At 42.7% G+C, this 26,254-nt stretch carries 23 protein-coding genes; 20 read left to right on the top strand and 3 right to left on the bottom strand.

Features of this window, described 5'->3' with window-relative positions; translation table 11 throughout:
• Positions 1-3: 3 nt before the first annotated feature.
• From L3V77_RS10645 to L3V77_RS10630, 4 genes are all read left to right on the top strand, one after another.
• On the top strand, positions 4-9,402 hold the full coding sequence (locus L3V77_RS10645) for a hemagglutinin repeat-containing protein (protein WP_275134137.1): 9,399 nt from the start codon (positions 4-6) through the stop codon (positions 9,400-9,402).
• A gap of 16 nt (positions 9,403-9,418) precedes the next feature.
• Entirely contained in the window at positions 9,419-9,898 is a 480-nt protein-coding gene (locus L3V77_RS10640) for a hypothetical protein (RefSeq protein WP_275134136.1), read from the top strand.
• Between the two features lie 361 nt (positions 9,899-10,259).
• Positions 10,260-10,529 (top strand): hypothetical protein, encoded by a 270-nt coding sequence (locus tag L3V77_RS10635; protein ID WP_275134135.1) that lies wholly within the window; start codon positions 10,260-10,262, stop codon positions 10,527-10,529.
• A gap of 4 nt (positions 10,530-10,533) precedes the next feature.
• Positions 10,534-11,163: a hypothetical protein gene (locus L3V77_RS10630; RefSeq protein ID WP_275134134.1), complete on the top strand. Its 630-nt coding sequence runs from the start codon at positions 10,534-10,536 to the stop codon at positions 11,161-11,163.
• A gap of 218 nt (positions 11,164-11,381) precedes the next feature.
• On the opposite strand, the gene L3V77_RS10625 is transcribed toward L3V77_RS10630, so the two are convergent.
• Positions 11,382-11,543 (bottom strand): hypothetical protein, encoded by a 162-nt coding sequence (locus L3V77_RS10625; protein WP_275134133.1) that lies wholly within the window; start codon positions 11,541-11,543, stop codon positions 11,382-11,384.
• A gap of 530 nt (positions 11,544-12,073) precedes the next feature.
• Here L3V77_RS10625 and L3V77_RS10620 point away from each other — a divergent pair.
• The 15 genes from L3V77_RS10620 (at position 12,074) to L3V77_RS10550 (ending at position 20,513) form a co-directional block, all read left to right on the top strand.
• Positions 12,074-12,241, top strand: a complete 168-nt coding sequence (locus L3V77_RS10620) for a hypothetical protein (RefSeq protein ID WP_275134132.1) — start codon at positions 12,074-12,076, stop codon at positions 12,239-12,241.
• Positions 12,192-12,701 (top strand): hypothetical protein, encoded by a 510-nt coding sequence (locus tag L3V77_RS10615; RefSeq protein WP_275134131.1) that lies wholly within the window; start codon positions 12,192-12,194, stop codon positions 12,699-12,701. The genes L3V77_RS10620 and L3V77_RS10615 overlap by 50 nt, the downstream gene beginning before the upstream one ends.
• Positions 12,701-13,405, top strand: a complete 705-nt coding sequence (locus L3V77_RS10610) for a hypothetical protein (RefSeq protein ID WP_275134130.1) — start codon at positions 12,701-12,703, stop codon at positions 13,403-13,405. The genes L3V77_RS10615 and L3V77_RS10610 overlap by 1 nt, the downstream gene beginning before the upstream one ends.
• Before the next feature lie 152 nt (positions 13,406-13,557).
• Positions 13,558-13,794 (top strand): hypothetical protein, encoded by a 237-nt coding sequence (locus L3V77_RS10605; RefSeq protein ID WP_275134129.1) that lies wholly within the window; start codon positions 13,558-13,560, stop codon positions 13,792-13,794.
• Between the two features lie 171 nt (positions 13,795-13,965).
• A complete protein-coding gene (locus tag L3V77_RS10600) occupies positions 13,966-14,622 on the top strand; it encodes a hypothetical protein (RefSeq protein WP_275134128.1) in 657 nt (218 codons plus the stop codon).
• A gap of 27 nt (positions 14,623-14,649) precedes the next feature.
• Positions 14,650-15,144 carry a hypothetical protein gene (locus tag L3V77_RS10595; protein ID WP_275134127.1) on the top strand — a complete coding sequence of 165 codons (495 nt, stop codon included), beginning with the start codon at positions 14,650-14,652 and terminating at the stop codon, positions 15,142-15,144.
• 404 nt (positions 15,145-15,548) lie between these two features.
• Positions 15,549-15,992, top strand: a complete 444-nt coding sequence (locus L3V77_RS10590) for a hypothetical protein (protein ID WP_275134126.1) — start codon at positions 15,549-15,551, stop codon at positions 15,990-15,992.
• Positions 15,993-16,307: 315 nt separating this feature from the next.
• Positions 16,308-16,745 carry a DNA/RNA non-specific endonuclease gene (locus L3V77_RS10585; protein WP_275134125.1) on the top strand — a complete coding sequence of 146 codons (438 nt, stop codon included), beginning with the start codon at positions 16,308-16,310 and terminating at the stop codon, positions 16,743-16,745.
• 1 nt (position 16,746) lies between these two features.
• A complete protein-coding gene (locus L3V77_RS10580) occupies positions 16,747-17,064 on the top strand; it encodes a hypothetical protein (RefSeq protein WP_275134124.1) in 318 nt (105 codons plus the stop codon).
• Positions 17,065-17,318: 254 nt separating this feature from the next.
• Positions 17,319-17,552: a hypothetical protein gene (locus L3V77_RS10575; protein WP_275134123.1), complete on the top strand. Its 234-nt coding sequence runs from the start codon at positions 17,319-17,321 to the stop codon at positions 17,550-17,552.
• Positions 17,542-18,189, top strand: coding sequence for a colicin E3/pyocin S6 family cytotoxin (locus L3V77_RS10570; protein ID WP_275134122.1), 648 nt, complete (start codon positions 17,542-17,544; stop codon positions 18,187-18,189). The genes L3V77_RS10575 and L3V77_RS10570 overlap by 11 nt, the downstream gene beginning before the upstream one ends.
• Before the next feature lie 5 nt (positions 18,190-18,194).
• Complete coding sequence (locus L3V77_RS10565) at positions 18,195-18,428, top strand: hypothetical protein (RefSeq protein WP_275134121.1); 234 nt, start codon at positions 18,195-18,197, stop codon at positions 18,426-18,428.
• Between the two features lie 374 nt (positions 18,429-18,802).
• The gene (locus tag L3V77_RS10560; protein ID WP_275134120.1) at positions 18,803-19,066 is read left to right on the top strand and encodes a hypothetical protein; all 264 of its coding nucleotides are present in this window, start codon (positions 18,803-18,805) and stop codon (positions 19,064-19,066) included.
• 228 nt (positions 19,067-19,294) lie between these two features.
• The gene (locus L3V77_RS10555) at positions 19,295-20,002 is read left to right on the top strand and encodes a hypothetical protein (protein ID WP_275134119.1); all 708 of its coding nucleotides are present in this window, start codon (positions 19,295-19,297) and stop codon (positions 20,000-20,002) included.
• A 13-nt stretch (positions 20,003-20,015) separates the two neighbouring features.
• Positions 20,016-20,513 (top strand): hypothetical protein, encoded by a 498-nt coding sequence (locus tag L3V77_RS10550; protein ID WP_275134118.1) that lies wholly within the window; start codon positions 20,016-20,018, stop codon positions 20,511-20,513.
• Between the two features lie 652 nt (positions 20,514-21,165).
• Here the strand turns inward: L3V77_RS10550 and L3V77_RS10545 are convergent.
• Positions 21,166-22,125 carry a transposase gene (locus tag L3V77_RS10545; protein ID WP_275134117.1) on the bottom strand — a complete coding sequence of 320 codons (960 nt, stop codon included), beginning with the start codon at positions 22,123-22,125 and terminating at the stop codon, positions 21,166-21,168.
• A 108-nt stretch (positions 22,126-22,233) separates the two neighbouring features.
• Positions 22,234-24,525, bottom strand: a complete 2,292-nt coding sequence (locus L3V77_RS10540; protein WP_275134116.1) for an EAL domain-containing protein — start codon at positions 24,523-24,525, stop codon at positions 22,234-22,236.
• A gap of 724 nt (positions 24,526-25,249) precedes the next feature.
• On the opposite strand from L3V77_RS10540, the gene L3V77_RS10535 reads away from it, so the two are divergent.
• The gene (locus tag L3V77_RS10535) at positions 25,250-26,074 is read left to right on the top strand and encodes a YeeE/YedE thiosulfate transporter family protein (protein ID WP_275136748.1); all 825 of its coding nucleotides are present in this window, start codon (positions 25,250-25,252) and stop codon (positions 26,072-26,074) included.
• The last annotated feature ends 180 nt before the right edge of the window (positions 26,075-26,254 follow it).

Below are 26,254 nucleotides of genomic sequence, written 5' to 3'. Positions count from 1 at the left end.
CCCATGGACAAACCTATCTCAAGTTGGAGAAAAACCCTCACCTACCTGCTGTGTGGGTTGATTAATATCCAGCCCGTATTGGCTAATGTGGTGGTCGGTGGCACCAATACCACCACAATTACCGCTGGCAACGGCGTTGAAGTGGTGAACATTGCCGCGCCGAACAGCAAAGGACTGTCTCACAATCAATATCAGCAGTTCAACGTGGATAAAAGCGGCCTGATTTTAAATAACTCGACCGCGCAGTTGAGTCAGTCTCAGTTGGGTGGTTTATTGCAAAACAACCCCAACCTGACAGGGCAAGCGGCCAGTGTGATACTCAACGAAGTGACGGGCGCGAACCGTAGCCAATTGCAAGGGTACACCGAAGTGTTTGGTGCCAGCGCCAATGTTATTCTCGCCAACCCTTATGGGATTACGTGCGATGGGTGCGGCTTCATTAATACACCGCGAGTGACGTTATCCACGGGCACACCAGAATTGGCTAATGGCGACGTATCGGGGTTTGATGTGAGTGAAGGGTCTGTGACCATTGAAGGGCTTGGGTTAGACGCCAGTCAGCAGACGTATTTCGATATCATCAGCCGAACGGCGCAAATCAATGCAGAAATTCACGCGCAAAACCTCACGATTGTGACGGGTCAAAACCACGTGGATTATGAAACTAACGTGGCGACTAAAAAAGCGACAAGCACAAGTCCCCTCCCGGCACTCGCGATTGATTCTTCTTCCCTTGGCGGCATGTACGCCGGGCGCATTGCGCTCATTGCCACGGAAGAGGGGGTTGGGGTGAACGTGGGCAACCTTGCCGCGTCACAAGAGGGCATACATATTACGGCCGATGGCAAGATTGTCATGGGCAACACGAGCAGCGCGCAAAGCTTAACCGTATCGACTTCCGACAACATTGAAATGAACGGCAATCACAGTGCAGGCAAGCAGATGAGCTTAACGGGTGAGGCCATCTCGGCGAGCAACGGTACGCTGGTTGCTGGTAGTGAGATGGCGCTTACGGCGGGCTCGGTTGAGTTGATTCACTCAGCCGCTGAGGCGGCTCAGTTTACTGCTCAAGCGGACAAGGTATCCATTGATGAGACGAGCCGGGTGACAAGCCAATCGGCCAGCCTGACGCAGCTTGGTACACTGGACAATCAAGGGGCCGTTGCCGTCTCGGGTGACATGGCTATCGCGGGTGACACGTTGTCACTCACAGGCGCAGGCAACATTAAAGCGGCCACCCTTACGGTGGACGTGCAAGCGCTCTCTTTTGAGACGAATGCCGAGGTACAAGACGCTACATTAACCGCCCGTCACGCCTTGGCGCTTACCGCAGGCGCACAGCTTAGCGCCAGTAATAACATTTCCTTATCGGGTGAGAATATCAACCAAAGCGGCACGTTGACCGCCAACCAAACCATTGCACTTAATGCCAGTAAAACCCTCACCCACAATGGAACGACACAGGGTAAAGACGTCTCGATTACGGCCCAAACGCTCAATCAAACCGGGCAGCTAACCGGTAACCAAAGTGTGGTCATAAACAGTGATGCGGTGGTGCTTGACGGCGACACTACTGCTGGTCAACGCCTCGTGGTGAACGCCGATACCTTGACCATCCGCGGCAAAGTACAATCGGGCGACACCGTCACTCTATCTGGCGATACATCACTGAACACAATGGCTGGCAGTGCACTTTTGTCAGGTGGCGATATGAAACTTGATGGGTCAATCGTCGAACTGGCGGGCACCACACAGTCGGCAGGTTCGCTCATCATTGACGCGCAAAGCAGTGTACTCGATGGTGCAATTAGTGCTAAAAAAGCGGTAACGATATCGGGTAAAACATTAACTCAGTCGGGCGTGTTAGTCTCTGGGGATTCGCTGACGTTAACGCAAACTGAGTCGATTACTTTGGATGGGACAGTGGAAGCGGCCACGGATATCACTGCGACAACACAAGATTTTAGCTCAAGCCTGACCTTGGTCTCCGGTGGCGACATAACCGTGACCGCCAATGACACCACAATAGAGGGCGTGACCAGCAGTGGCGGCGACCTCACCATTACGTCAGCCACTTTGAATCAGTCTGGAGAAACTCTGGCGCAAAGTGACATGACCTTAATCACGGACAACAGCAACTTAACGGGCTCGGTAGAGTCGAAGAAAACGCTGGCCATAACCGCCAACAACCGTCTCACCACGGCGTCTGGAACAAAACTGACCAGCGGTGACGCAATAACCATTAATGCGGGCACCTTCACGCATCAAGGGCACTTGACCAGCCAAGGCAACACACAACTTACCACGCAAAGCTTGACCAATCAGGGTGAACTAACCTCCAATCAAAACCTGAGCCTCGCGACCGATACGCTCAACCATCAAGGCAAGCTCAGCGCCAATGGTGATATGGCTTTAACCGTGAATGGCGCGTTGGTGATGTCAAAAAACCTCAGCTCAGGTGGCGACCTTAGCATCACGGCCCATAGTCTCAATAACCGCGCAGAAATAAACAGCGCCAAACACACTAAGGTGACACTGACGGGTGGGTTAACCAACCAAAGCCGCGGGGTGATATCCGGTGACACGACCCAAATAATCGCCAACAGCATCAGCAACAGCGGAACGTTACAAGCGCTCAATCTCCTGTCTATCGCCACAGCGTCGTTAACCAACCCCGGCGCACTGATAGCGCTGGGCGATTTGATTGCCACCGTGAGCGGCACCGCCACCAATACAGATACAGGGTTAATTTATGCGGGTAATAACGGCGCGATTTACGCCAATGCACTCAACAATTACGGCGAAATTCTGACCCAAAACAACCTGACCATCGCAAGAAACGCCGCCAACCAGAAAAGCAATAGCCTGCTGAACAGCTCGGCGTCGATAGAGTCGTTGGCTGGAGATATCTCAATTTATGCGGATACGGTGACCAATAAGGTGACGACGTTAATTACCAATCCAACCAGCAATCTTGACATAACTTCCTCTTTCAGTGGTAGCTTTGAATCCAACAACACTTCCTATGAACCTGAATATAAACAAAGAAGTGAAGTAGTTGAAACTCGAGGAGGAGATTCTAGGCATCATGTCTATTATTCGACACTTGAAAGTAGCGATCATTTCACCGTTAAGGTGAAAGAAGAAGGAGCAACAATAAAACGGGGAAGCGCTAATACAAGACTAAATGCGGGGAAGAGGCTGTTCATTAATGCGGTAAATGTGATCAATGATGCGAGCCTAATGTCGGGTAGCAGCATATTAATAAACGCTTTGTCATTGAATAACATAAGCTATGCACTTGACGCCTACACTACTTATTATGATTATGAATTACCAGCTAAAGAAAATAATTATAGACGAGGTAGCTATAGGGGGACTATTTTTAATCGGGTCGGTAGTCGTAGAGTAAAAACGGGTGTTTCCGGTACACTTGATTCTTCTATTACTGCAACTGGCAATATTTTACTAAATGTCGTCAATGAAGTGGACAACAGAACTATCAAACGATATGCCTCTCGGGTTACCCCGTTGGGCAGCAGTAAATCAACCAAAACTACCCAGTCTGCCGATGTTACTGGTCCTAACTCTGTTCGTTTAGTCGATGTGTCTTCTATTGACCAGCTAAACATTACCTTGTCACGCTTCAATGATGTGCCTTTTCCTGAATTTAGACTGCCGAGCAGCCCTAATGGCTTGTTTATTTACTCTAAAGGCCCCGCGAGTGGCTACTTAATCGAAACCAATCCATTGCTCACTAACCTAGGCAATTATCTTGGTTCAGATTATTTCTTAGGCAATGTCGGCTTTGATCCTGAAAAAGAAATCACCTTTTTAGGCGACGCCTTTTACGACACGCGCGTTGTCACTCAAGCGATTTTCGAACAGACCGGTAAACGCTATTTAAATGAATCGGTCGGTAATGATTTTGGCCAGATGCAGCAATTAATGGACGCGGCCGCCAGTCAAAAAAGCGGGTTAAATCTAGAGCTGGGTATTGCCTTAAGCCCAGAGCAAGTGGCCAACCTGTCACAAGACATTCTCTGGTATGAACAGATTGAAGTGAACGGTCAAACGGTACTGGCCCCAAAACTCTATTTAGCCCAGCTCACCCGAGACAACATCTCATATGGTGCAGTCATCGCTGGACGAGATATTGACATTAAAGCCGGTGAGATAAACAACAGCGGCGCAATGCTGGCAGATAACACGCTAAGCCTTAAAAGCGACAGCTCCATTCACAACGACACGGGTACGTTGTCTGGCGGAGGCGATGTGGCCTTGGTGGCGAAGGGGGACATTGAGAATGTGAGTGGGGTTATAACTGGTGATAACGTCAGTTTGGACTCAACCAATGGCTCGGTGATCAACCGAACATTGGTTCAAATCAATGAGTATAACCAAAATGATGCCACGACCGACATGGGCCAAACAAGTGAAATAGCGGCAACGGGAAATCTATCCATAAACGCAGGGAAAAATATCTTAAACGAAGGGGCGAGGCTGTCTGCTAAAGGCGACACAAGTTTAACTGCTGGAGAAGATATTCGCTTCAGCACGATAGAAAATAAAACCCATAAACAACAATATGTTAATTGGAGCACAGTCGATACGCTAGAGGTGAAGCATCAGGGTTCACAGCTGATATCCCAAGGTAAAATTTCACTTAAGGCGGGCAAAGATATCGCGCTAACATCGGCGACGGTAAGTGCGAAGTCAGATCTTGATGTGTCGGCGGGTGGCGACATCACTATAGACACGGCGCTGAACGAAAACTATCAACGCACGGATAAACGCGGGTACACGGATATCAATCGGTTACTGACGCATCAGGGCAGCACTTTATCGGGCAACAATGTCGCTCTTACTTCAAACAAAAACATCACCTTGTCTGGTAGTAGTATAGAAGCGAAGCAGAGTGTTGGCGTGAGCGCCAAAGGTGATGTCTCTATCGTCGCTGTCAATGATAGCAATTATCATTACACCAAAACCAAAAAGAAAAAATCCTTTGGTCGCTCAAAAACCATTATTCATGAAAGCTTAAATGAGACGGTGAAAGGCAGTGCCATTACCGCAGGCGAAGACATCAGCATTACCGCACAAGCCCTTGGTGCGATACAAACCGCCGGAGGCGACAGCGATATTCAAGTCGTTGGCTCATCGCTCAATGCCGATGGCAATGTCGCATTGAATGCAGACGGGGATATTGTTCTCGCCGCGCAACAATACAAAGAGTACGAGCGCAACCAAACCATCAAAAAAGGGTTCGGAGGGCTAAGCAGCCAAGACAAAGGCAGCATAGACGACGCCACCTTGCTTAATAGCAGTTACGCTTTATCTGGGCGAGACATCAACATCAATGCAGGCCGTGACATCGCGGCGTTAGCCAGTGAAGTTGTGGCCGATGGCAACGTCAATTTGACGGCCATCGACGAGGTATTGATCAGTGCCGGAGAGGTCCTCAAACAGAGTCAAGAATGGAACGAGAAAACCAGTTTTCTGTCCGGTGGCAACCTGTTTGAAATGGAGTCCCAACGAGAGGGCTTAGAAACCAAAACCGCCCAAAGCAGTGTGGTTCAATCAGGCGGTGATCTGACTATCGATGCGGGCAATATTAAAGTGGTGGGGTCGGATATTGCTTCTGGGAATAATGCCACGCTCTTAGCCGACACTGGAGACATCGAATTTTTGGCCGCAACAGAAACACAAAAATCGTATGAAAAAAACGAAAAACTAAGTATAAGTTTTGACGGCATAACAAAAATGTTAACGAGTAATCCGTCAGATATAGTTAAAATTGAAGATGGTAAAATAAAGATTAGCATGGAAAAAGCGCAGTATGACAAGGTCGATACTGACCGTCGTGCTACTAAGAAAAAAGGTAGCGAGCTAATGGCTAAGAGAGGTATCACAGCGGATTCTCAAGCGGATATTTTTATAGAAGGAAGCCAGTTATTGGCGGGTCAAAACAGTGAGGGTGAGGGTGATATTCGATTGACGGCGAAAGATAATATCATCATAAAGGAAGCGAAGGAGAGCAGCAGCAGTAAGACAGAGGAAGTACACGCAAAAGCAGAAGCGAGCATAGTGGTTCAGCACCAAGCAGTAGAAGTCGCGAAAGCCATCAAAGGCCTGAAAGAATCAACGGAGAACCTTAAACAAGCAAAAAAAGACTACAGTACCTATAAAAAACAACTCGATTCACTACAGAAAAGTCTTGCCCTGTTAGAACAAGAATATGTGGATAAAGAACCCGGGGTACAGTTTGCAGATGTGGAAGAGTTTAGGGACTTGGTTTCGGATGTAAAAAGCGATGATAGTTGGTATCAAGCCGGTATTGTACTTGCTGTAGAAGATGTGGCATCAAAGACGTTACTGGTGTATCAACAAGTGGCGGCTGGTGTTGCGAGTGCAAGTGCATTTGGGTGGGGTTTTAACGCGGGATTAGAGTTAGATCTAGTCGCGTCTAAATCAGAAAGTCAAACTCAAGCAACAGGGTCATTGGCTTCCAAATTATCAGGACAAAATATCACCCTTGATGCCGGAAATGCACAGGGCAATCAAGTGCTGGTTCAAGGGGCGCAACTTGACGCAAAAGAGACACTGACGATAGACGCCAACGAAGTTAATTTGCTCGCCTCTACGGAAACACAAAGCAATAAAAGCAGCAACGATACCGTGAGTGGAACGGTGTCGGTGACCTTCTTTGGGGCTACGGGCGGTGCGAACGTTAACCTTGGTTACAGCAAAAATCGAGATGGTAGCGATGCTACCACCCATACCAACAGTCAGTTGGCTGGCAAAAACATCATCATCAGCTCAACAGAAAACACCAATATAGTGGGGGCGAATGTAGAAGCCACAGAAAACCTTACCCTAACTGTTGGTCAAGACTTGAACGTTGCATCGGTGCAAGACCGTTTTAAATCCGACAGTAAGAGCATGGGGGTTAATGGTGGCTTTAGCCTATCGGCCGTGGACTCAGGTAAAAACGGTGTTTTGAAGGGTTACAGTGGAGAAGAGGCAGGAAAACTCACCGGAGTGAATGCGGGAATGCATACCTCCTCGAACCGAACAAGCAGCAAACAAACTGTGCTGACAACGCTGACGTCCGGCAATAATGCCAGCATTACTGTTGCCAATAATACCGATATAAAAGGGGCATTAGTTGCAACGGTAGATAAAGAAGGTAAAGACTTAGGTAACCTGAATTTGAGCACCAATACCTTCAGTTATGCCGACTTAACCAATACCGATTACAGTCAAAACCGCAGCGCGGGGTTGAATACGGGCGTCGCTGTTAACGGTGATAGCGACAAAGGCGCAGATGGAAAAGGGCCCGTTCCGATAGGTGAATTAGAACAGTCTAAACCAATGGTTGATGCCACGTACAACAGCACTAGTTTGCAATATGTAAACGCATCGGGCTACAACAAATCTAAAACCCTCGCGACGGTGGGTCAAGGCACCGTCACCATCACGGACTCAGAAAACTCCCACGACACCACCGCCCTAAATCGCGACACCGAGCATACCGAAAAGGACTTGTTTACTGTTGACCGTAAGCAGGGGGATTTTGATGTTACTGTTGATCACCGTTTGCTGAGTGAAGATGGGCACAAGGCGATTGCGAAAGACATTGAAACGACTCATGAAGCGGGTGAGGACATCTATCGTGCTGCTGATTCTTACGTTTCAAGTGATGATATGGACCTGTTTGATTTCGGTAAATCAGTGAGTGATAACCGAAAATTAACAGAGCTGAAAAATGATCTGCTTAGTAGCCAAGAAGGGCTGGACTTACTAAAAGACCTGAAAAGCACAGAAGCCGATAAGGTACTGGCAGCTCAGGCTGAAATCAGTAAAAAAGCTCAAGAGAAATATGGTCTCACACCTGAGCAGGTGAACTTCTATGATGCTGATAAAACAACATCAGTTGCCATGCAAGATAATGATGTCCGAGATGTTCATGGTGGTGTGGTAACAGACGATGACCATGAATTGCATGGTGAAGTTAACGTAGATGTCAGTGACGCTACCACCAAGACTGAACTGCTGAACACACTAGGCCATGAGACATATGAGTCCATTACTGAAAATACTACTGGTGAGCAAACTGCCGCACAGGAAGATTTGGCGAAGTCTTTCGGAAATCAGCTTGAAGATAGGGTTAATCAAGCAGCCGGAGGAGACTTAGATAAAACGGTAGACAAGAACTGGAATAGCTCGTTAGTGAATAGCAGTACAGCTCAACTTGGTACAGAGCGAGTCAATAAAGTGGGTGATGCGAATGTTGATTATTATCTCACTCAGACTGAAGCTCAACGAAGAGAAGAGTTAAGGAGCTTTATTGAGAGTTGCAAAGATGCCAGTTGTCGAAATACGAGTGAGTTTAAATCGAAGCAAGAAGAACTTGGTTCCATCATCAAAAAAGATGATCAGCGAGATTTAGATTTTAAGAAAGCTTGCTACTCTGGTGGGGGAGATGAATGTAATAGTGAATCTGCAAAAGTTGTAGCTGCTCATGATACTTGGGATAAAGACACAGCAGTAAAAGACAGCGCCATTAGTTCAGAGTTCACTACTCTCGAGTCTCAAAATGCTAACGCAAAATCCCAACCATGGGAGCTGGCAGCAGGTAGTGCTCTGGCGGAAATGCCAACTGATATATTAATAGGTGCTATTAGTGCCGTTCCTGAAATGGTAGACCTTGCAACAACAGCGTCAGCTGCAATTCAAGGTGATGAAGGTGCGCAGCAGCAACTTAAAGCGATGTATGAATCAGCTGTTGAAACTATGTCAGATCCTAATGGTGCTGCTGACAAATATATTGCTGATATTCAAGCTAAGGAAGCGAACGGAGAGATTTCACCGCATGAGGCTAAGAAGCAGATATCTAAGTTCTATATATCTGTTGCAGCTGCTGCAACGGGTTCAGCGTATGGGATTGCTAAGATTGGTGGTTCAAGCAAGAAGATCGAGAATGCCTATCACGCTACAAATGGTTCTCATATAGCACAAAATATTATAGATGGAATTAATCCTGATTTTCTAAACCCAGATAGTCGATTTGGTAAAGCGTTCTACATTGGTGATACTGCACAAACTGTTATGAGTGAGTTAGCTCATTATGGAGCAGACACTACCCACGCCATTAGATATACTATCAATCTGAATAAAGCTAAAGTTTTGGATTTAACAAATCCAAACGTTGCATCTAAGTGGGGGTATTCAGGTGGTCCAATCAATGATAAAACTAAATCTTTGGGTGACTTAGCTATTGAGAAAGGCTTTGATGTAATTAAGTTTAATTCAGAAAGAAGTGGTGGAGTTAATCATGCTGTGTTGGATAATTTTAATAATGTGCTTAAACCAGAATTAGTTGTCCCAACAAATCCATGAGGAGTTATCGATAATTATGAATACAAAAGCTAACATTAAGTGTGTTATTTATGAATATGAATGTAAGTGTTGTGGTCAAAAATATAGAAGCCCTATATATAAAAATGGATATGGACAGTTTTTATTGAGAAGTTATAACAGCAATGGATTAGCATGGTTGGATGCCATATCAGATCCTGCTTATAAAGAAATGGGAATGCTGTTAAGGAATAATCCTAAAGTCACCCATTTGAAACAAAGAACTCAATCAGATATTTTCCATAAAATAGTTGGTTGCCTTTATGATCCTGATCTAGACGGAGGGTATTTTGGGATTGGGATTGCTCCTAAGTGCCCCCATTGTGATCAGAGAGACGTGCATAGTTGTCAAGAAGTAGAACCTATTGAATTTGTTAATTTAAGAGTGCCAATTATAACTGCGACTAGATGGTCGAGTTTATCTCTTAAAGAAAAAGAAGATAAAATTAATAATAGTCTAACGTGCCTTGATATGTAACATTAGCGCCACTCGCGAAACATCAAATACGGGGACATACACCTTAAGAAAAGCAAAACAAACAGATTTCCTAGCCCTCAAATTATTGCGAAGCAGGTTAGTTTTAATGTGACGGGAAAAATACGCGGACAGGCACCTTAATATAAAACATAGCACTTGCCAATCCTGCTCCTCAAGGAGCTATACGAGGACAGGCACCTTAAGAAAAGCAAAACAAACAGAATTCTTAGATCTAATATTATTGCGAAGCAGGTTAGTTTTAATGTGAGATCTTAGGAGAAACATAAGGTGGCTGTCCTTGTAGAACGTTGTTAGATCTCGTCTATTAAATAGCAATTCTGTAGATCTTATTGGAGAACAAGTGCGAATCAATACCCCTGGAGTTGGGTCTCATCGTGTAACAGACTTTTTAGTTCGCGGGAAAAAGACAGGCAAGATGAGAATAATTGAGGTTAAGACTGGTGGGGCCACTCGAAGCCCCAAGCAGCTTGCTAAAGACTCCTTAATAGCTGACCCGGCTTCTGCGACCACATTCTCGGGTCGTAGAGCGAGAGCTGCTGGTTTTCCAAATGGGATGCCAACAGGCGGCATAAAAACATACGAAGTTAATGCTTCAAGTTTAAACAGGTGATCAGATGGAAAGCGTAGTTCATAAACTGGGGCAGTTGCTAGCGTCATTGCTCGGTGATGACTTTAAATATGTGCAATCTAGATCTGCTCTTATTAGAAAGCTAAGTGATGGCACTCAAGTGATAGCAATAGATTTGCTGTCATCTTCAGAGCCTAAGAGCTTTAAACTGGCCATGCATGCACATGTCCGCCTTAACGTTTTAGAAGAACAATACGCACCTTTCCATCCGTTTTTGAGCGCAAAGGATAAAAAAACGAATCCTACATTAGTTGTAAATTGTGATTCGTTATTCTCTGACAAAGCGCTGGCTCAGAGCTTTCAAGTAAATGAGAACAATTTGAATGAGATCGCGGCAAACTATGTCAAACCAATAAGAGATGATGTGATTCCATTTTTCGAAGAATACTATTCCGTGGAAAACTTAGTCTCATCCTTTGAACAGGCTGACCCCAAGTCGTGGATAACTTCAGACCGAAATACTAGATACATAATACTTTTGAGCTCTTATGCATTGGAATCCAAATGGGATCAATTTGACAAGGTATCAGCAGAGTATCTTGAGTATTGTGGCAAGCCTTTTGCGCAAGCATATAAACCGCTCGCTACAGCAGTTATAGAAGGTTTGAAAAAATAGCTTATACGTATATTCCCAGTAAAAGCTAATGTGACAAAGAGTACAATACTTGGTGCTAAGGTATGATTTAGCAGGACACACACCATAAAAATACTTACTTTATGTTAATCAGTGCGTTACGAAATCTCCTTAAGCTTAATGCCTAACCAATGAACATCAAAAAAGGCACATTATCAAAAATGTGCCCTTAACATCACTCTATTTAAAGCAGCCAACAATCAACATCCCGCTTCCTTCTCCTTATGACAATGAAGCAAAGTAAGCAAAAACAGACCTATTTCATTATTTAACTCACGTTCTTCTGAAATGTCTGCCGCCACAGAATTAATAATAAAGGCTTCAACTTGGTGATAAAAATCGGGGCTTTTTGGCTTGATCATGGTGACCTCCTATACAAGTAGTTATGTAAATCACCACACAGAGGCCTCAATCAATGGGTGGTGAGTCGAACAGGGTTGAGACTACCGCGTATAGGATACGGCGCGCCGAAGCGCCCCTGCCCAACCCACCATAATTTCAGGGTGTGTTAGAGCACCGCATAGAAAAAGGCCAGCAAATCAAATCGCTGGCGTCTATACGCCTATACAAAACCATACAGGGTCTCAATCCCGGCACTGGATGTTGCCAGTGCGCTGTAAGCATATGATTATCGTTGGTTTGCTGTCAATAGTTTGGGCAGCTGTTTGGTGCGAATTGGCTCTAAGAAAATCACTAAATGTTTAAATAACCTGCTTTCAGGCCGATTCTAATTTGATTAAGTTAATTAAAGGAATTCTTAATCAACACAACTTCGAGAAAGAATGACGGTACATTGTTATCAATTTGAATTTAATAACATTTTAGATAACTTCAACCGATTATTTGCCTTCCAATTCATGAATAAAAAATAACGACGAGTAAAGGGTTTTAAATGAGAATAGTTTTAATAACAATGATAATGATTATTTCTACAGCTGCATTTGCAAGCCAACCAACAGGTAAGATTCTTAGTTTAGATTTTTATGGAAGTGGAGCAAGTGAAGTGATTTTTGTCACTATTGACCCTAAGGTTTCGGTTTGTCCCTACGCTGGCTGGTAAGCAAACCGCAATAACTACGCCGGATGAATTAAAACAGTTAGGGTCGTTGCAAGAGTACAGAAAAATTCATCAAGATGCAGTCGATGATATAGGCGATACATTCGCAAACTCTGGGCTTAAATTTCAGTCAGAAGTGACATTGCAAGCAGGTGATATTAACAGTACACGTGCTAGAGCGGATGGAATATTATCGGGCAACCCTAATGATAGTATCACTGTTCCTGATGGCTATCAGGCGTATGACCTTAAAGGTAATCAATTAGATAGTATACAGTTAAATGATAAAGGTCGAGCGATAGTGGAAGTGAAAACGGGCAAAGCAAAATGTTCAGGAAATCAGACTTGTGTATATAATGAAGCGGCAGTGGGTAATGCGGTCGGCAAAGGACAAAATGCTAAAGACACAGGTATTAAGAATGTGACAGCACCAGATTCAGTTGTCATTTTAAGGAAACTATAATGAATAGTATTAAAACCCCTATATCACCCAAACAAGATTTATTTTCTTTATGCAAAGAGATAGCTCAGAAATATGATGGCTGGGTTTATACAGCAGGTGCATTCAAATATAAGTTATTAAAACACTCCGATATAGTTGTGCATCCATTGTGGAGCTTCAATGGTTTGAGGGGGACTATAAGACCAAGAGTAGTGATAAATAATAAGCGAGTTGAACGATTATTTAGTGAGTTAACTGAGAAAGAAAAAGATGATTGGACATTTAAATTAAATCATCACCTCCAGCGCCCTGAAAAGTACCATGCTGAAAATTTTCAAATCTTTAGGAGTAGAAATTCTATGGAGGGGTTTAAATGGAGGGACAACTACCTGACATTAGATGAAGCGGCTGATTTTATTCAAGGTGTGTTACAAGACGGCATTGAAATTATAGAGCAAAACTATAACCTTAATTCAGAGCGAGAGTTGCTGGAAAACTTACCAGAAGAGTATGAAACTATCCAAGGAACCAGCTACTGTCGTCTTTATGAAGAAGATGAAGGCGCTAAATACTGTTTAGCTCGCATTATGTTGGGTGATTTTGACTATATTGAACGTTATTACCGTGATGAAATTAAAACCTTTAGGCCAAAACACAAAACCGATTTAGAGAGAATAATAGCGGCGCTACCTGAATTAAAAAAACGTGATTTTAAATTGGGCTAATCAGAAATAAAGGCATCTAAAAAATAGCTTTTTTGGATGTTTTTTTGTTTTTGAAAGAGTTCAGAGCTATTAAACGCAAAACATGAGTGTAAAACCAACCCGCAATCCGCGTCTTGTGGACGAGCAGAAGAACCAATTAGACACCATCAGAAATGTCGAATTACTCGCCTCTGTACAAGACAGACATACTAGTTCAAGAGCTATACGAGGACAGGCACCTTAATATACGTGGTGGTACTAGCTTAAATGCGCTGGAGAAAGCTGGTGATTTTGTAAATGATATTGTTCGAGGGGATAAACCAAGTAATACCAGTAAAGTAGCAAGTACGGAGAATAGTGGTAAAAATGTTTCAGCTTTAATAATAGAAATACGGGGACAGGCACCTTAATATAGCAAATCGAAAACTCTCGCGACGGTTGGTCAAGGCACCGTCACCATCACGGACTCAGAAAACTCCCACGACACCACTGCCCTAAATCGCGACACCGAGCATACCGAAAAGGACTTGTTTACTGTTGACCGTAAGTAGGGCGATTTTGATGTTACTGTTGATCACCGTTTGCTGAGTGAAGATGGGCACAAGGCGATTGCGAAAGACATTGAAACGACTCATGAAGCGGGTCAGGACATCCATCGTGCTGCTGATTCTTACGTTTCAAGTGATGATATGGACCTGTTTGATTTCGGTAAATCAGTGAGTGATAACCGAAAATTAACAGAGCTGAAAAATGATCTGCTTAGTAGCCAAGAAGGGCTGGACTTACTAAAAGACCTGAAAAGCACAGAAGCCGATAAGGTACTGGCAGCTCAGGCTGAAATCAGTAAAAAAGCTCAAGAGAAATATGGTCTCACACCTGAGCAGGTGAACTTCTATGATGCTGATAAAACAACATCAGTTGCCATGCAAGATAATGATGTCCGAGATGTTCATGGTGGTGTGGTACGTAAATATGATGCTATTGACGGTCGGCAGGAATATGAAAAAGATAAAGCCAAGTTAGGACAGATCGGAAATAACGTCAAAGATGGTGCAACTAATACTGCTGAAGGTATTGTTAATATTGTTGATGCAGCCCTTTCACCGATGGATACTGTAAACGGTTGGATCGATAGTTTGACAGGTACTACTCCAGAGTCTATTGCAAAAACAAGCTCGCGATTTGCAGTTAAAATTGAAGCAAGTAACAGAATCAGGTATGCCAGTAAGAAATGTTGATGGTGCAAAAACAGAAGTATGGTTGAAATGGATAAACAAATAGATATTGGGAAACATTCCCGTTTAGTGGTTGAAATATTAGACTTCTTAGATGATAAGCGTCTTCTGAAGCCTTCAGAAGGCTTGGTAATTAGCCATTCGCTTGATGATCTAGATCTAGCTCAACAAGCAGCGTGGGAAGATGTGTACGGTGATGATGAGTTAACATGGTCAGATATTCGTTCTGATAAAATGAGTGAAATATGGGAAGAAATCTATAGTCACAAAGACTATGAAGAAGTTGATTTAAAGCTCTCTCGACTAATGGATGATTTGGATATCTCTATACAAACGCAGTTACCAGAGCTATACGCTGAACTGTTAGACGATATGGTTTCAGACTTTAAAGGTTGTTTGTACAGTAGAGCTGTTTTTGGAAAAGAGAATGCTTTCTTCGAAGATATTTTTAGTTCTTATGTAAAGGGTGGTTGGCCATGCGGTTGTTCTCAGGACAAAATAATAGTATTTATCCCAAAAACTTAGCTGCAAGAATTTGATGAATAGCGCCACTCACCCGAGTGGCGTCCCAATCCTAGAACCACCCACCAATTCCTCCCACAGACACCTTTCTCGCACGCAGAAACAGCTCACACCGACGTTATCCACGATGAGAATATAAAGTTAACCCAGTTGAATACTGCCAGTTGTCAGTACGAGAGGAGAACCTGCACATAATGACGTGGGAATGGGGTCTATGGCAGTTATTTGGTAAGAGTTTTCGCTGTTCCAAATCCAAAGCTTGGTTACAAATACGGGGACAGGCACCTTAATATAGCAAATCGAAAACCCTCGCGACGGTTGGTCAAGGCACCGTCACCATCACGGACTCAGAAAACTCCCACGACACCACCGCCCTAAATCGCGACACCGAACATACCGAAAAGGACTTGTTCACTGTTGACCGTAAGCAGGGGGATATAGATGTTACTGTAGATCACCGTTTGTTGACCGAAGAGGGACGGAAGGATATTAAGGAGGATGTTGAACGGACGAAGATGATTGGTGAAGCTGTTGTTGAAACAGCATCTAAAGATAGTGTTGGTTTAATGGGAGACAAAGAAGAAGGCGTTTCAAGCTTCTTAGATTTACTAAACACTAAGAATAAGTATTTCGATGCGACCAAAGATTTCTTAACCGCTAAAGGTAACGGAGAATTTACAACCGCTATAAATGACCCGAATGCTACACCAGAGCAAAAGCAAGCGGCTTATCAAGCGTTAACCAATCACATTGCAGCTAAATTCGGTATTGATCCTGCGGATGTAAAATTGGCTGATATCGGTCAGAAAGGTGCCTTTGTTGATCAAGCTATACGAGGACAGGCACCTTAAGAAAAGCAAAACAAACTACCTTTTTAGGCGACGAATAAATATGGGGACATATATGGTCACCTCGCTTGATGCAAGGTCTTTATGTTTGTAGAGCGTTCGTTTTCTATCTTTCCATAGAGTTTTTCCATAACAACAGGGGTTAGCAGTGGTTCACGGTCTTGCGACATATATCCGGCGTCTGTTTCGAAAATACGGGGACAGGCACTTCAAGAAAAGTAAAACTAACAGATTTCTTAGCCCTCAAATTATTGCGAAGCAGGTTAGTTTTAATGTGAGATCTTAGGAGAAACATAAGGTGGTTGTCCTTGTAGAACGTTGAATAAACCAGAACCAAACAAGACATTTAAGGTGGATGACAATTACAGTTTTTCGACGGATGAGTTAGGGAGGACTAAATCAGTAAGTGGAAAACTGGATTTAACAACTAAAGATAGAAATAAGTATCAACAAGGTAAAGCTGGAAAGTCAGGAGAAAGTGCTGATGAAGGCGGCCATCTGATAGCGAGTATTTTTAATGGTCCGGGAGAAAAGATAAACTTGGTGCCGATGAACGGTAACCTAAATAAAGGGGAATGGAAAAAGCTAGAAAACTCATGGGCAGAGAAACTACGAGAGGGTAAATCTGTTGATGTGACTGTTGAACCTGTTTATTCTTCATCATCAGTTCGACCGGATAGCTTCAACATTACGTACACCGTTGATGGTGGACGCCCGATAGAACAGGTCTTTCTAAATACTCAAGGAGGTAAGTAAAGTGATTAACAAAGATTACTATCAACAAATTGGACAAATTCTTTTTAACATATCTCCAGATAGTTCAAAGAAAATAATTATGAGGGCAAAATTATCGAAGGATAGTGATGTAGGGACGTTTGAATATGATTATGAAAATGCGCAAGGTGAAACTCACTGGATTACTGGTGGTGGAGAGGTAAATACCAAGTTATTGCAAATACTGGTAAGTCTGAGGAAATCTTACGTAGAAAGAGGAGAGGCTACTTGGACGACATGTACTTTTACTGTTGATATTGAAGCAGGGACATTTGACATGAATTTGGAATATGATGTGTAGGACTAAGTTTGGTGTGATAGAGAAGAATACGAGGACATACACCTTAAGAAAAGCAAAACAAACAGATTTCTTAGCCCTAAAATTATTGCGAAGCAGGTTAGTTTTAATGTGAGATCTTAGAAGCGAGTCTGCCCATTTACGGTATTAATCTAGTTTTAGCGATTAATTGAATATGACAGGGTCGTCACTTCACTAAACGTCTGGATCAAGCTTTAGATGGGGAGCTATCAACTAGTGGCACTAATTTCTCGACCATGTTTAGTAATAGTAGCGAAGTTGCTGCGGGTACGAAGGTAGCGGACAAGGTTGGCGATCAGAAAGTGGACCATATGGCTATACCTTTGCCTAGTCCAGCACTATCGGGGGTAGCTGGTGCTTCAGGTGGCACTACAACTGTTACTGAAAATCAGCTTAATGATGCTGCCAACGGTGTGAAAGCAACAGTTGATACCGTAACAGATACAGTAATTGGTGGGATTGAGTTTTAAGCCTAAGTTCGATGATAAAGAGCTAGAACCTCAGATAAAAGTTATAACTGGTCTTTTAAAGGATCTTGAAGACGATAGTCGCAGTGCTGAATTTAAAATACAAACACTGCAATTACTCGACAACTATGACCCTAAAGCCGTTAAACTAGCTAAAGAACGTTCGGAGGCTATTTCACCGAATACTGGCGGTCAACCGATACCAGATCCACTTCCGATGCCTAGTGGTAGTGATATTAAAGACCCAGAAGCTGTTGTTCTCGTTACTCCAGAAGCTGATAAGATAGACCCGACTAGCACGACACCTATACCTGAGGAGCAGGGATCTACTATCTTAGAAACTCCTGCTGATTCGGGTGTGGATCCCTTGTTGGTTGTGACTTCTGAAAGTTATATCCCCGCACCAAAAAATATAAACGGCATGTCAGGTTTAACTATCGCAAAATCTAAAACTTCCGTTCAAGGAGGAGGTAAGCTAAGAAGACGATGGAAAGATAGCAAAGGAAATATCTATGAGTGGGATTACCAGCATGGAGAGGTAGAGAAATACAATAAACGCGGTAAGCACTTGGGGCAGTTCAATCCGGAAACGGGAGAGCAAACCAAACCAGCTGATAAAACTAGAAAAGTGGAGCCTTAAAAAATATGTCCAGAGTAATAAGATATTTCGATAAAGTGACAGAAGATTTTGTTGATGAGATAACGTTACCAGATATAGCATTAAAAGAGTTGCAAGAATCTTTTGGGACTTCATCAGATGATCCAATGTATGAGGTTTTTCCAATAGGTGAACAAAACTCTATTTTTCTAAAGAGATATGTAGACGTAAACTTTGACTTTGTTAAATTCGATTATTTTTTAGACTACGATGCAGATTAAGAGGTGTTTATTAGAAATATCAGAACTTAATGCGTAGGATATTAGGCGCCACTCATCCGAGTGGCGTCCCTCTTCCCTGAACCAGCTCATCCACCCACAGAGCCCTCTCTCGCCACCAGAAACAGCAAATTCCAACGGTATCAGCAGTTAAAATACAAAATACGGGGACAGGCACTTCAAGAAAAGCAAAACAAACAGATTTCTTAGCCCTCAAATTATTGCGAGGCAGGTTAGTTTTAATGTGAAATCTTAGGAGAAACATAAGGTGGCTGTCCTTGTGATGCCGAATGGTAATAAAGAAGCAGTTATTGATGCGAGTAATATTAAGCCTGAGAATATTTTGGTTGAAGAATTAAAATTTGAGAAATAAAAATATGAAATTTGAAGATACATTTTTTAGCAAAGAACATTATTTTTCAATTGGTATTGAAAAAGAGTCGGGTAAGTATTACCTATCAATCCCTGTAAGCAATGGGATAGTTGACTATGAAGAATATTATGAAATAAATAGCGATAAATATGAGGAATATCAATTAGAATCTAGTTTGGCAAATGAATTTGCAGAGAAATGCAGAAGGAGGCAATTCGATCACTTATTGATAGTCAAGCCCGGTAAAAATAGGGGTGTAGCTTGTTAAATAGAAACGAAAATACGGGGACAGGCACTTCAAGAAAAGTAAAACTAACAGATTTCTTAGCCCTCAAATTATTGCGAAGCAGGTTAGTTTTAATGTGAGATCTTAGGAGAAACATAAGGTGGCTGTCCTTGTAGAACGTTGGATATAGCTGCGAAAGCGTATAATCAAATGAAGGAGTATCGAGACACTAGCACCAATTCAGATGATTTCTTAGCAATGGACAATCAGATGAAGAATATTAGCCCTGATGTTATTGCCAGAGCTAATGCAATGAGTGCAGGCAAAGATACTGTAAGTATGCCCGGAGGAAGTGAGATACCAGATCCACTTCCTATGCCGGGTGGCAGTGAGATTGAAGAGTCAAAAGTTGTTATTATAACCACTCCTGAAGCTGATAGAATCGATTCAACAACAACCACGACTGTTACCGATGAACAAGGAATAGGTAAGACGGAATCACCTGCTGATACTGGTGTCGATCCGTTGTTGGTTGTTGATGCTAGAAAAACGGACAAGCTAGAAGTTGGAAAGTTAGAAACATACAAGGAATCTAAAAAAGTTACAGGAGATGGTAGTGTACATAGAGATCACCAGCCAGCTGTGCAAGCATTATTTACACGAGCTGATGAGATTAAAGGAACTCGGTTAACGGCAGCTGAAAAACGTCGTATAAGTGAAAACGCCTATACAGTAACAGTGCCAAATGAAGTACATAAAGCTGGTCCTACCTACGGCGGCAAGAATACAAGTGAGTTACAAAAATCAGATGCAAGTAACCTCCAAGGTGCAGCTACTCGTGATGCAGAAACAATGGTTAAAAACGCGGGAGAGCTTTCACCTGAGAATGTGTCCGTTCTTCAAAGTGCATGTGATGAAATTAAGTGCAAGACAAATGAACAATATGACGATTTTTTAAGAGACCAATTGGATGAATAAAGTGATTAATACTATGGACTTACTAAGCTTTCTAGGAAAGACATCTTTAGATATTAAACTAATTAATTTCTTAAAGCTAAATGGTATCCAGTTGGATTCCACATTAACTTTAGAAGAAGATGATTATGATGCTTATTTAGAAGTACAAGATAAAGGGCTTGCGTTATTGTTCACTGATGAAGCTAAGTTTCTGGGGCTTCGTAATGAACCTATTGGGATAGGGAATCTGTTTTTTTCTAATATCTTTTTCTATTCAGAAGGAAAGGATGGGTACACAGAATACAAAGACAAATTGCCTTTCGGATTATTGTTCACCGATACTCGTCAGGATGTCATTAATAAACTCGGACAGCAATCATGGGAAAGGTTAGCTAGAGATAAGCTGAGGGTGATATCTGACCGTTGGGATGAGCTGCCTGATGTACCATATCGATTGCATGTTACTTATGACAAAAATACTGGAAGAATTAGTATTATTTCGGTGAGTATTCCAGATAAACCGTTAAGTTAATAGTACATCTGTAGCGCCACTCACCCGAGTGGCTTCCCAATCCTAGAACCACCCACCAATTCCTCCCACAGATACCTCTCTCGCACGCTGAAATAGCTCACACCGACGTTATCCACGATGGGAATATAAAGTTAAACCCAGTTGAATCCTGCCCGTTTTTAGTACCAAGGAAGAACCTGCACATAATGGCGTGGGTTGGAGTTCTATGGTGATTGTTCGGTAAGAGATTCCGCAGTTCTAAATCCAAAGCTTAAAAGTAAAAACCTGATCCCATTACGGAATCAGGTTTCTCATGCAACTCATACACCCAGTAATTTAACCGACTGTAATTTATGATATTAAAATCATTATTAAATTAGGCCACCTAGCGGAGTTATTATTATGTTTAGTTAGGTTTGGTGAAAAAGAGCATCGTTTTCGGCGTTTTGATGAATAAAATAAGGGGACATACACCTTAAGAAAAGCAAAACAAACAGATGTCTTAGCCCTAAAATTATTGCGAAGCAGGTTAGTTTTAATGTGAGATCTTAGAAGCGAGTCTGCCCATTTACGGTATTAATCTAGTTTTAGCGATTAATTGAATATGACAGGGTCTGAAATGCGACAAGTCATCTTGTTTGTTTTAATAGAAATGAAAATTTGGGAGTTTGGGTTAGTCTAGTTGATACCCTCTTAGCCGACTTCGTTGCAATTGAGGCAAAGCCGAGTGAATACTCTTTTTACAGCCAACTAACAGAGCGCGCTTTCTTTCCAACTGAGTACAGACTGTCAGCCATTCTTTTTGGGTCAGATTAAGCCTTTCTAGGATAGGTGGTGATTGGCTATTTATGTTTGCCTTACCGTCCCTCAGGGCTTTTCCTGACCAGTCCACCAATTCTATGTAGTCCATCAATCTAAACGGTATGCCATCGCGTATTTCATTGGTTGGGTTTCCAATAAAAGGGAACAAACTAGGTGCGGTTGTTTGTTGGTTATCGAGTGCATTTATACGGTCTTTGATGGAAGTGTGCTCCGAGGATTCTGGCGTTTTAGCGATACCCGCACGAACGGGATTAAGGTCGGTATACGCCATCGCTGCAAGTAATGCATTTTCGTCCAGTAAAGCCTGACTTTTGTATCTACTCTCCCAAAAATGCCCTTTACACTTATCCTCTTTATTGGCCTTCATCGCTATCTCAAAATTGAGTTCACGCATAAACCAACTCAGGCTATACAAGCGCTCACGCCACTGCTCGATAATATTGAGCGCAACCCTAATCTCAGCCTTACTTCTTAACTGATTGGCTAGAAATCGCTGGATGATGACAGGTTTTGCGTGCAATAGGGACCAACGTTGAATGACTTCCAAATCGGTCAGCGAGTCGAGCTTGCCTTTGTTAATATGGACAACCAAATGATAATGGTTGCTCATTACCGCATAGGCGCAAATATCAATACAATAGATAGTACTAAGTGTTTTGATACGAGCTTCTATCCACTCTCTTCTGTGTTCATAGCTTATTTTTGAGTGTTCATCATAGCCACACAAAAAGGAGCGACGAACACATCGAGATACGCAGTGATAATAAGGTGTAGCTTCTATACAGACTTGCTGGCTTCTGGCAGTGGTCATAGCGGCCTCCATTACGGTTTAAAGCCTACTATAGCGAGATAATCGTTGTAACACTTGTGTAATGCATGGTTTTTCGAGGGATTAATAGTTCTAGTGCAAGCTGTAGATTTATTTCATAAGGTGCCTGTCCCTGAGGTACCTTTCAAACTCATCTATAGGTATGGGTTTGCTATATAAATACCCCTGATAAACCAGGCAGCCTTCCCTTTCTAGAGTGGCTCTTTGCTCGAGTGTTTCCACGCCCTCGGCGATGGCGTTAAGCCCCAAAGCTTCAGACATAGAAATAATGGTTTTCACTATGGATTGGTCGCTTGCGTCAGACTCGACGTCTTTAACAAAAGACTGGTCTATTTTTAATTGACTCAGAGGAAGCTTTTTGAGGTATTTAAGAGAAGAGTATCCTGTACCGAAATCATCGAGAGAGAAGTCAACACCAAGCTCTCTAAGCTCGTTCATATGGGAAATCGTCCGTTTCATGTCATCGACGAGCATACTTTCAGTTAACTCTAACCTCAGCTTTCCATTTATTATATTATGCTCGCTCAATAAATTGCGGACCATTGCGACAAAGTCAGATTGACGAAATTGTTTATAACTGACGTTGACCGAGAGCGTGAGATGCTGTGTTTCTTTGCGTTGTTGCCAATAATTCAACTGCTCACAAGCGGTTTTTAATACCCACTCCCCAATTGGAATGATCAATCCAGTCTTCTCTGCAAGGGGGATAAATTGGTTGGGTCCTACGACGCCTTTTTCGGGGTGCATCCAGCGAATAAGCGCTTCTGCGCCTATGGTTTGATTCGTCTGATTAACCTGAGGTTGATAGAAAAGTTCAAACTGTTGCTCAGTCATTGCAATGCGTAAATCATTTTCAAGATTAAACTGAGCCGCGACTTCTTTTTGCATCTCTGGGTCAAAAAAACAGGCCGTATTTTTACCTGAGTGCTTCGCTTGGTACATGGCTATATCCGCTTGTTTTATTAACTCTGACTCCGAGTGCGAATCATCATTAAACAACACGATGCCGATACTTACACTGCTGCTGTATTGGTGTTGTTGAAGTGAGTAGGAACGAGCAAGCGTTTCGAGTAGGTCGTTCACTATATGTTCAGCTTGCGCTTTGGCAGCGATAGTAGATGCATCTAATTGAGGCAATAAAATCACAAATTCATCCCCACCAAAACGTGCCAGAGTATCGTCGACACGCAGGCATTGACGGATACGGGATGCCGCTTCCTTGAGAAGTCTGTCGCCATATTCATGTCCATGGGTGTCATTTATTGTTTTAAAATCATCAATGTCTAAAAACAGTAAGGCATGATTGTGATTGCTGCGGTTGCAGGTCGCAATCGTTTGGCGAAGTCTATTGAACAATAAAATACGGTTTGGCAAGCCGGTTAAAGCGTCATGATGCGCTTGTTGAAGCAATTCTCTTTTATTCTGTTTTTCTGATCTGGAGATTGAACGAATGAGCAAAAATAATACGATGTTGTAGAGGGAAAATATCGCGAGACTGGCGAGAAATCGGTTAGTAAAAATACTGACGATATATTGCTTGTCCATTTTGGAAACAAACCAGAATTCAAGGTATGGGTCATAATGGGCGACCACTTGAAACGTTTTCCCAGATTCAAGAAGGTCATAATCAAAAATACTGAAATATTGTTCATTGTCGGTATGTTGCTTTAGAGAAGAATAATACCGGTCAGTGACAGGTATTGTATAATCCACGTGCTCACTGTCCGTGCTAAATTGAAGATACTTATCACGTCGTACGATTTCCACCTGATGATAAGGTTTTAAATCGGTATGACCACCAAAGATAGGGGTGTTGTCTAATTTGATGCCAGCCGTCATAACCGCGATAGCGGGTGATGCTTCACGCGGTAAGAAAATGGCCTTGCGGATAGGCATGGCAAACGTGTGGCTTCCCAGTGCTTTTATCGTATAAGTCGGCCCAGTATTGATCTTACGGCTTTCTCTGGCGTCGATAAATGAATCTCTAGTTTGCTCGAGTTGCATCAGGTTTGGCACCTTACTCAAGTCAAAGTTAGAGCTTGTCACCAAAGGCCGTCCGTCGTAGGCGGCTAAACCTAAACCCAAAAAGGCGGGATATGATTTCATTGTGTTATCAAGAACAGAGTCGTGAATGGGGCGCATTGGTAATTGATGTTGAGTGATAAGATGAACACCGAGAATATCGAGCAATGATTCTTGTGACTCGAAAAATGCCTTAACTGAATTACCAAAAAGTTCAACATGTGTTCGCTGTTTGTTTAACACAACCTGCTTACTGGAAGTCCAATTATAATAGGTCACGCCAGAAAACATCACGAATGATGTGATGAAAATGATAAAGAATATCGTCCAGATATTCTTTAGGCGTGTCATTTTGTTCATACAGTTACGTTACTCATTGCTAATAATATGCCGTTGTCTATCTCTGGTTATTGGGTGTCTGTATTCATCTGACACGTAAAGGTGATAATTTCTAGTGTGTTGAATGTGCATTGATGAGACTAGATTCTAACTATCTGTTGAACGTAAAGAAAACGATTTCATTCATGTTATTGATGTATCACATAGTTTATATATGCTAAAGGTAATATCAAAGCGCTTTATTTATAGATAAGTTCTGTATTTTTAAGTAAACGAGTTTAATTACCATATATTGATATCTTTGGGGAGTGACAAAACGTTTTTTTATATTCTCTTGGGCTAGTACCAACACGATGACGGAATCGTTGACGAAAGTTGGTAGTAGAGCCCAACCCAGATCTTACGGCAATTTGCTCGAAGCTTAATGTTGTGGTTTCCAATAGACGTTGCGCGTATTTTACTCGAGCATTGTTCAACCATACTGTCGGGCTTATCCCCAATTCATTTTTGAATTTTCGATTGAGGGTGGCTGGTTTTGTTTGTACCAGTCTATAATCCTTGAAAGCATGAATGTGAATAAGCACATAGAACCGAAAGAAAGTAAGACATCACCTCAGGATAAAACGGGTGTGTTTATCTTTAATGCCGTGCATAGATCTTAACTTATCTAGGGGGTTACGTGCTGTATTTTTCTCTGATTTTGATTGGTTTATTGGGGTATCTCGCACAGACCACCGGGCTTTGTATGGTTAGAGGCGTCCAAGAAGCACGTGATGGAAAACCCACGCTATTGTTGGCTATTGTGTTCAGCGGAACGTTGTCATGGCTTTCTATTGGTCTTACCTACTTTGTTGTTCAGCCAAGCCATTTAATGACTTACCTTCCCACGTGGCATTTTGTCGTAGGCGGCTTTTTGTTTGGCTTAGGGGCGGCGTTGAATCTCGGTTGTGGTGTGTCCACAATTAGCCGTCTGGCCCGTGGGCAGTTAGTGATGTTGGCAACGGTTCTCGGTTGGTTGGTGGCATGGATAGTCTTTGTGAAATTAATGATTGATGTTAAACCCAGTAGTTACGAGACACCAATGAAGGTTCATTATGGTGTATTAATTGGGGGTTCAATACTGCTTGCATTCATTATTTTAAGATTGAACACAGGTAGTAGAAAATTGTGGTTGTCTATGTTGGGTATCGGTTTAATGGCGGGGTGCCTTTTTTTGTTTGAGCCTCGTTGGACCCCAAGTGGCTTGCTGAAAGATATCGGTCTTTCTGTCTGGAATGGCACTGAAAACACATGGCCAAGCAGTGAACGTTTTATGCTGATTACCTCTTTGATTTTGGGGATGCTAACGGCGGCGCTGCTCACGAGATCATTTAAATTTGAACCTGGAACACTTAAGCGCTACCTAGAACATTTTGGTGCTGGCAGTTTGATGGGGTTTGGTGCGGTTTTAGCCAACGGTGGGAATGACACTCAATTACTAGTCGCGCTACCAGCCCTGTCACCAGCAGGCGCCGTGGCGGTGCTTTCTATCATTGTGGGCATTTATACCGGCACTTTATTGAGGCGTTAAGTACCCAGTTTTCAGTAAAAACCATTGCTAAGCATACAAGTGATAAGCAATGGCCTTCTTGATCGGTCTACGAAATGACACCTATGTTGATACGTAGTTATTGAGTTAGGTATAAGCCTGAAATTAATGAGCTTGATTACACCAATCATATGACGAGTTTAAGAACCTAAACTCATAAAT

Origin of the sequence: Vibrio sp. DW001 (genome assembly GCF_029016285.1) — a bacterium.
Classification (GTDB): domain Bacteria; phylum Pseudomonadota; class Gammaproteobacteria; order Enterobacterales; family Vibrionaceae; genus Vibrio.
Note: the sequence above shows the minus strand (reverse complement) of the source record. Positions and strands in the feature narration are given on the sequence as shown.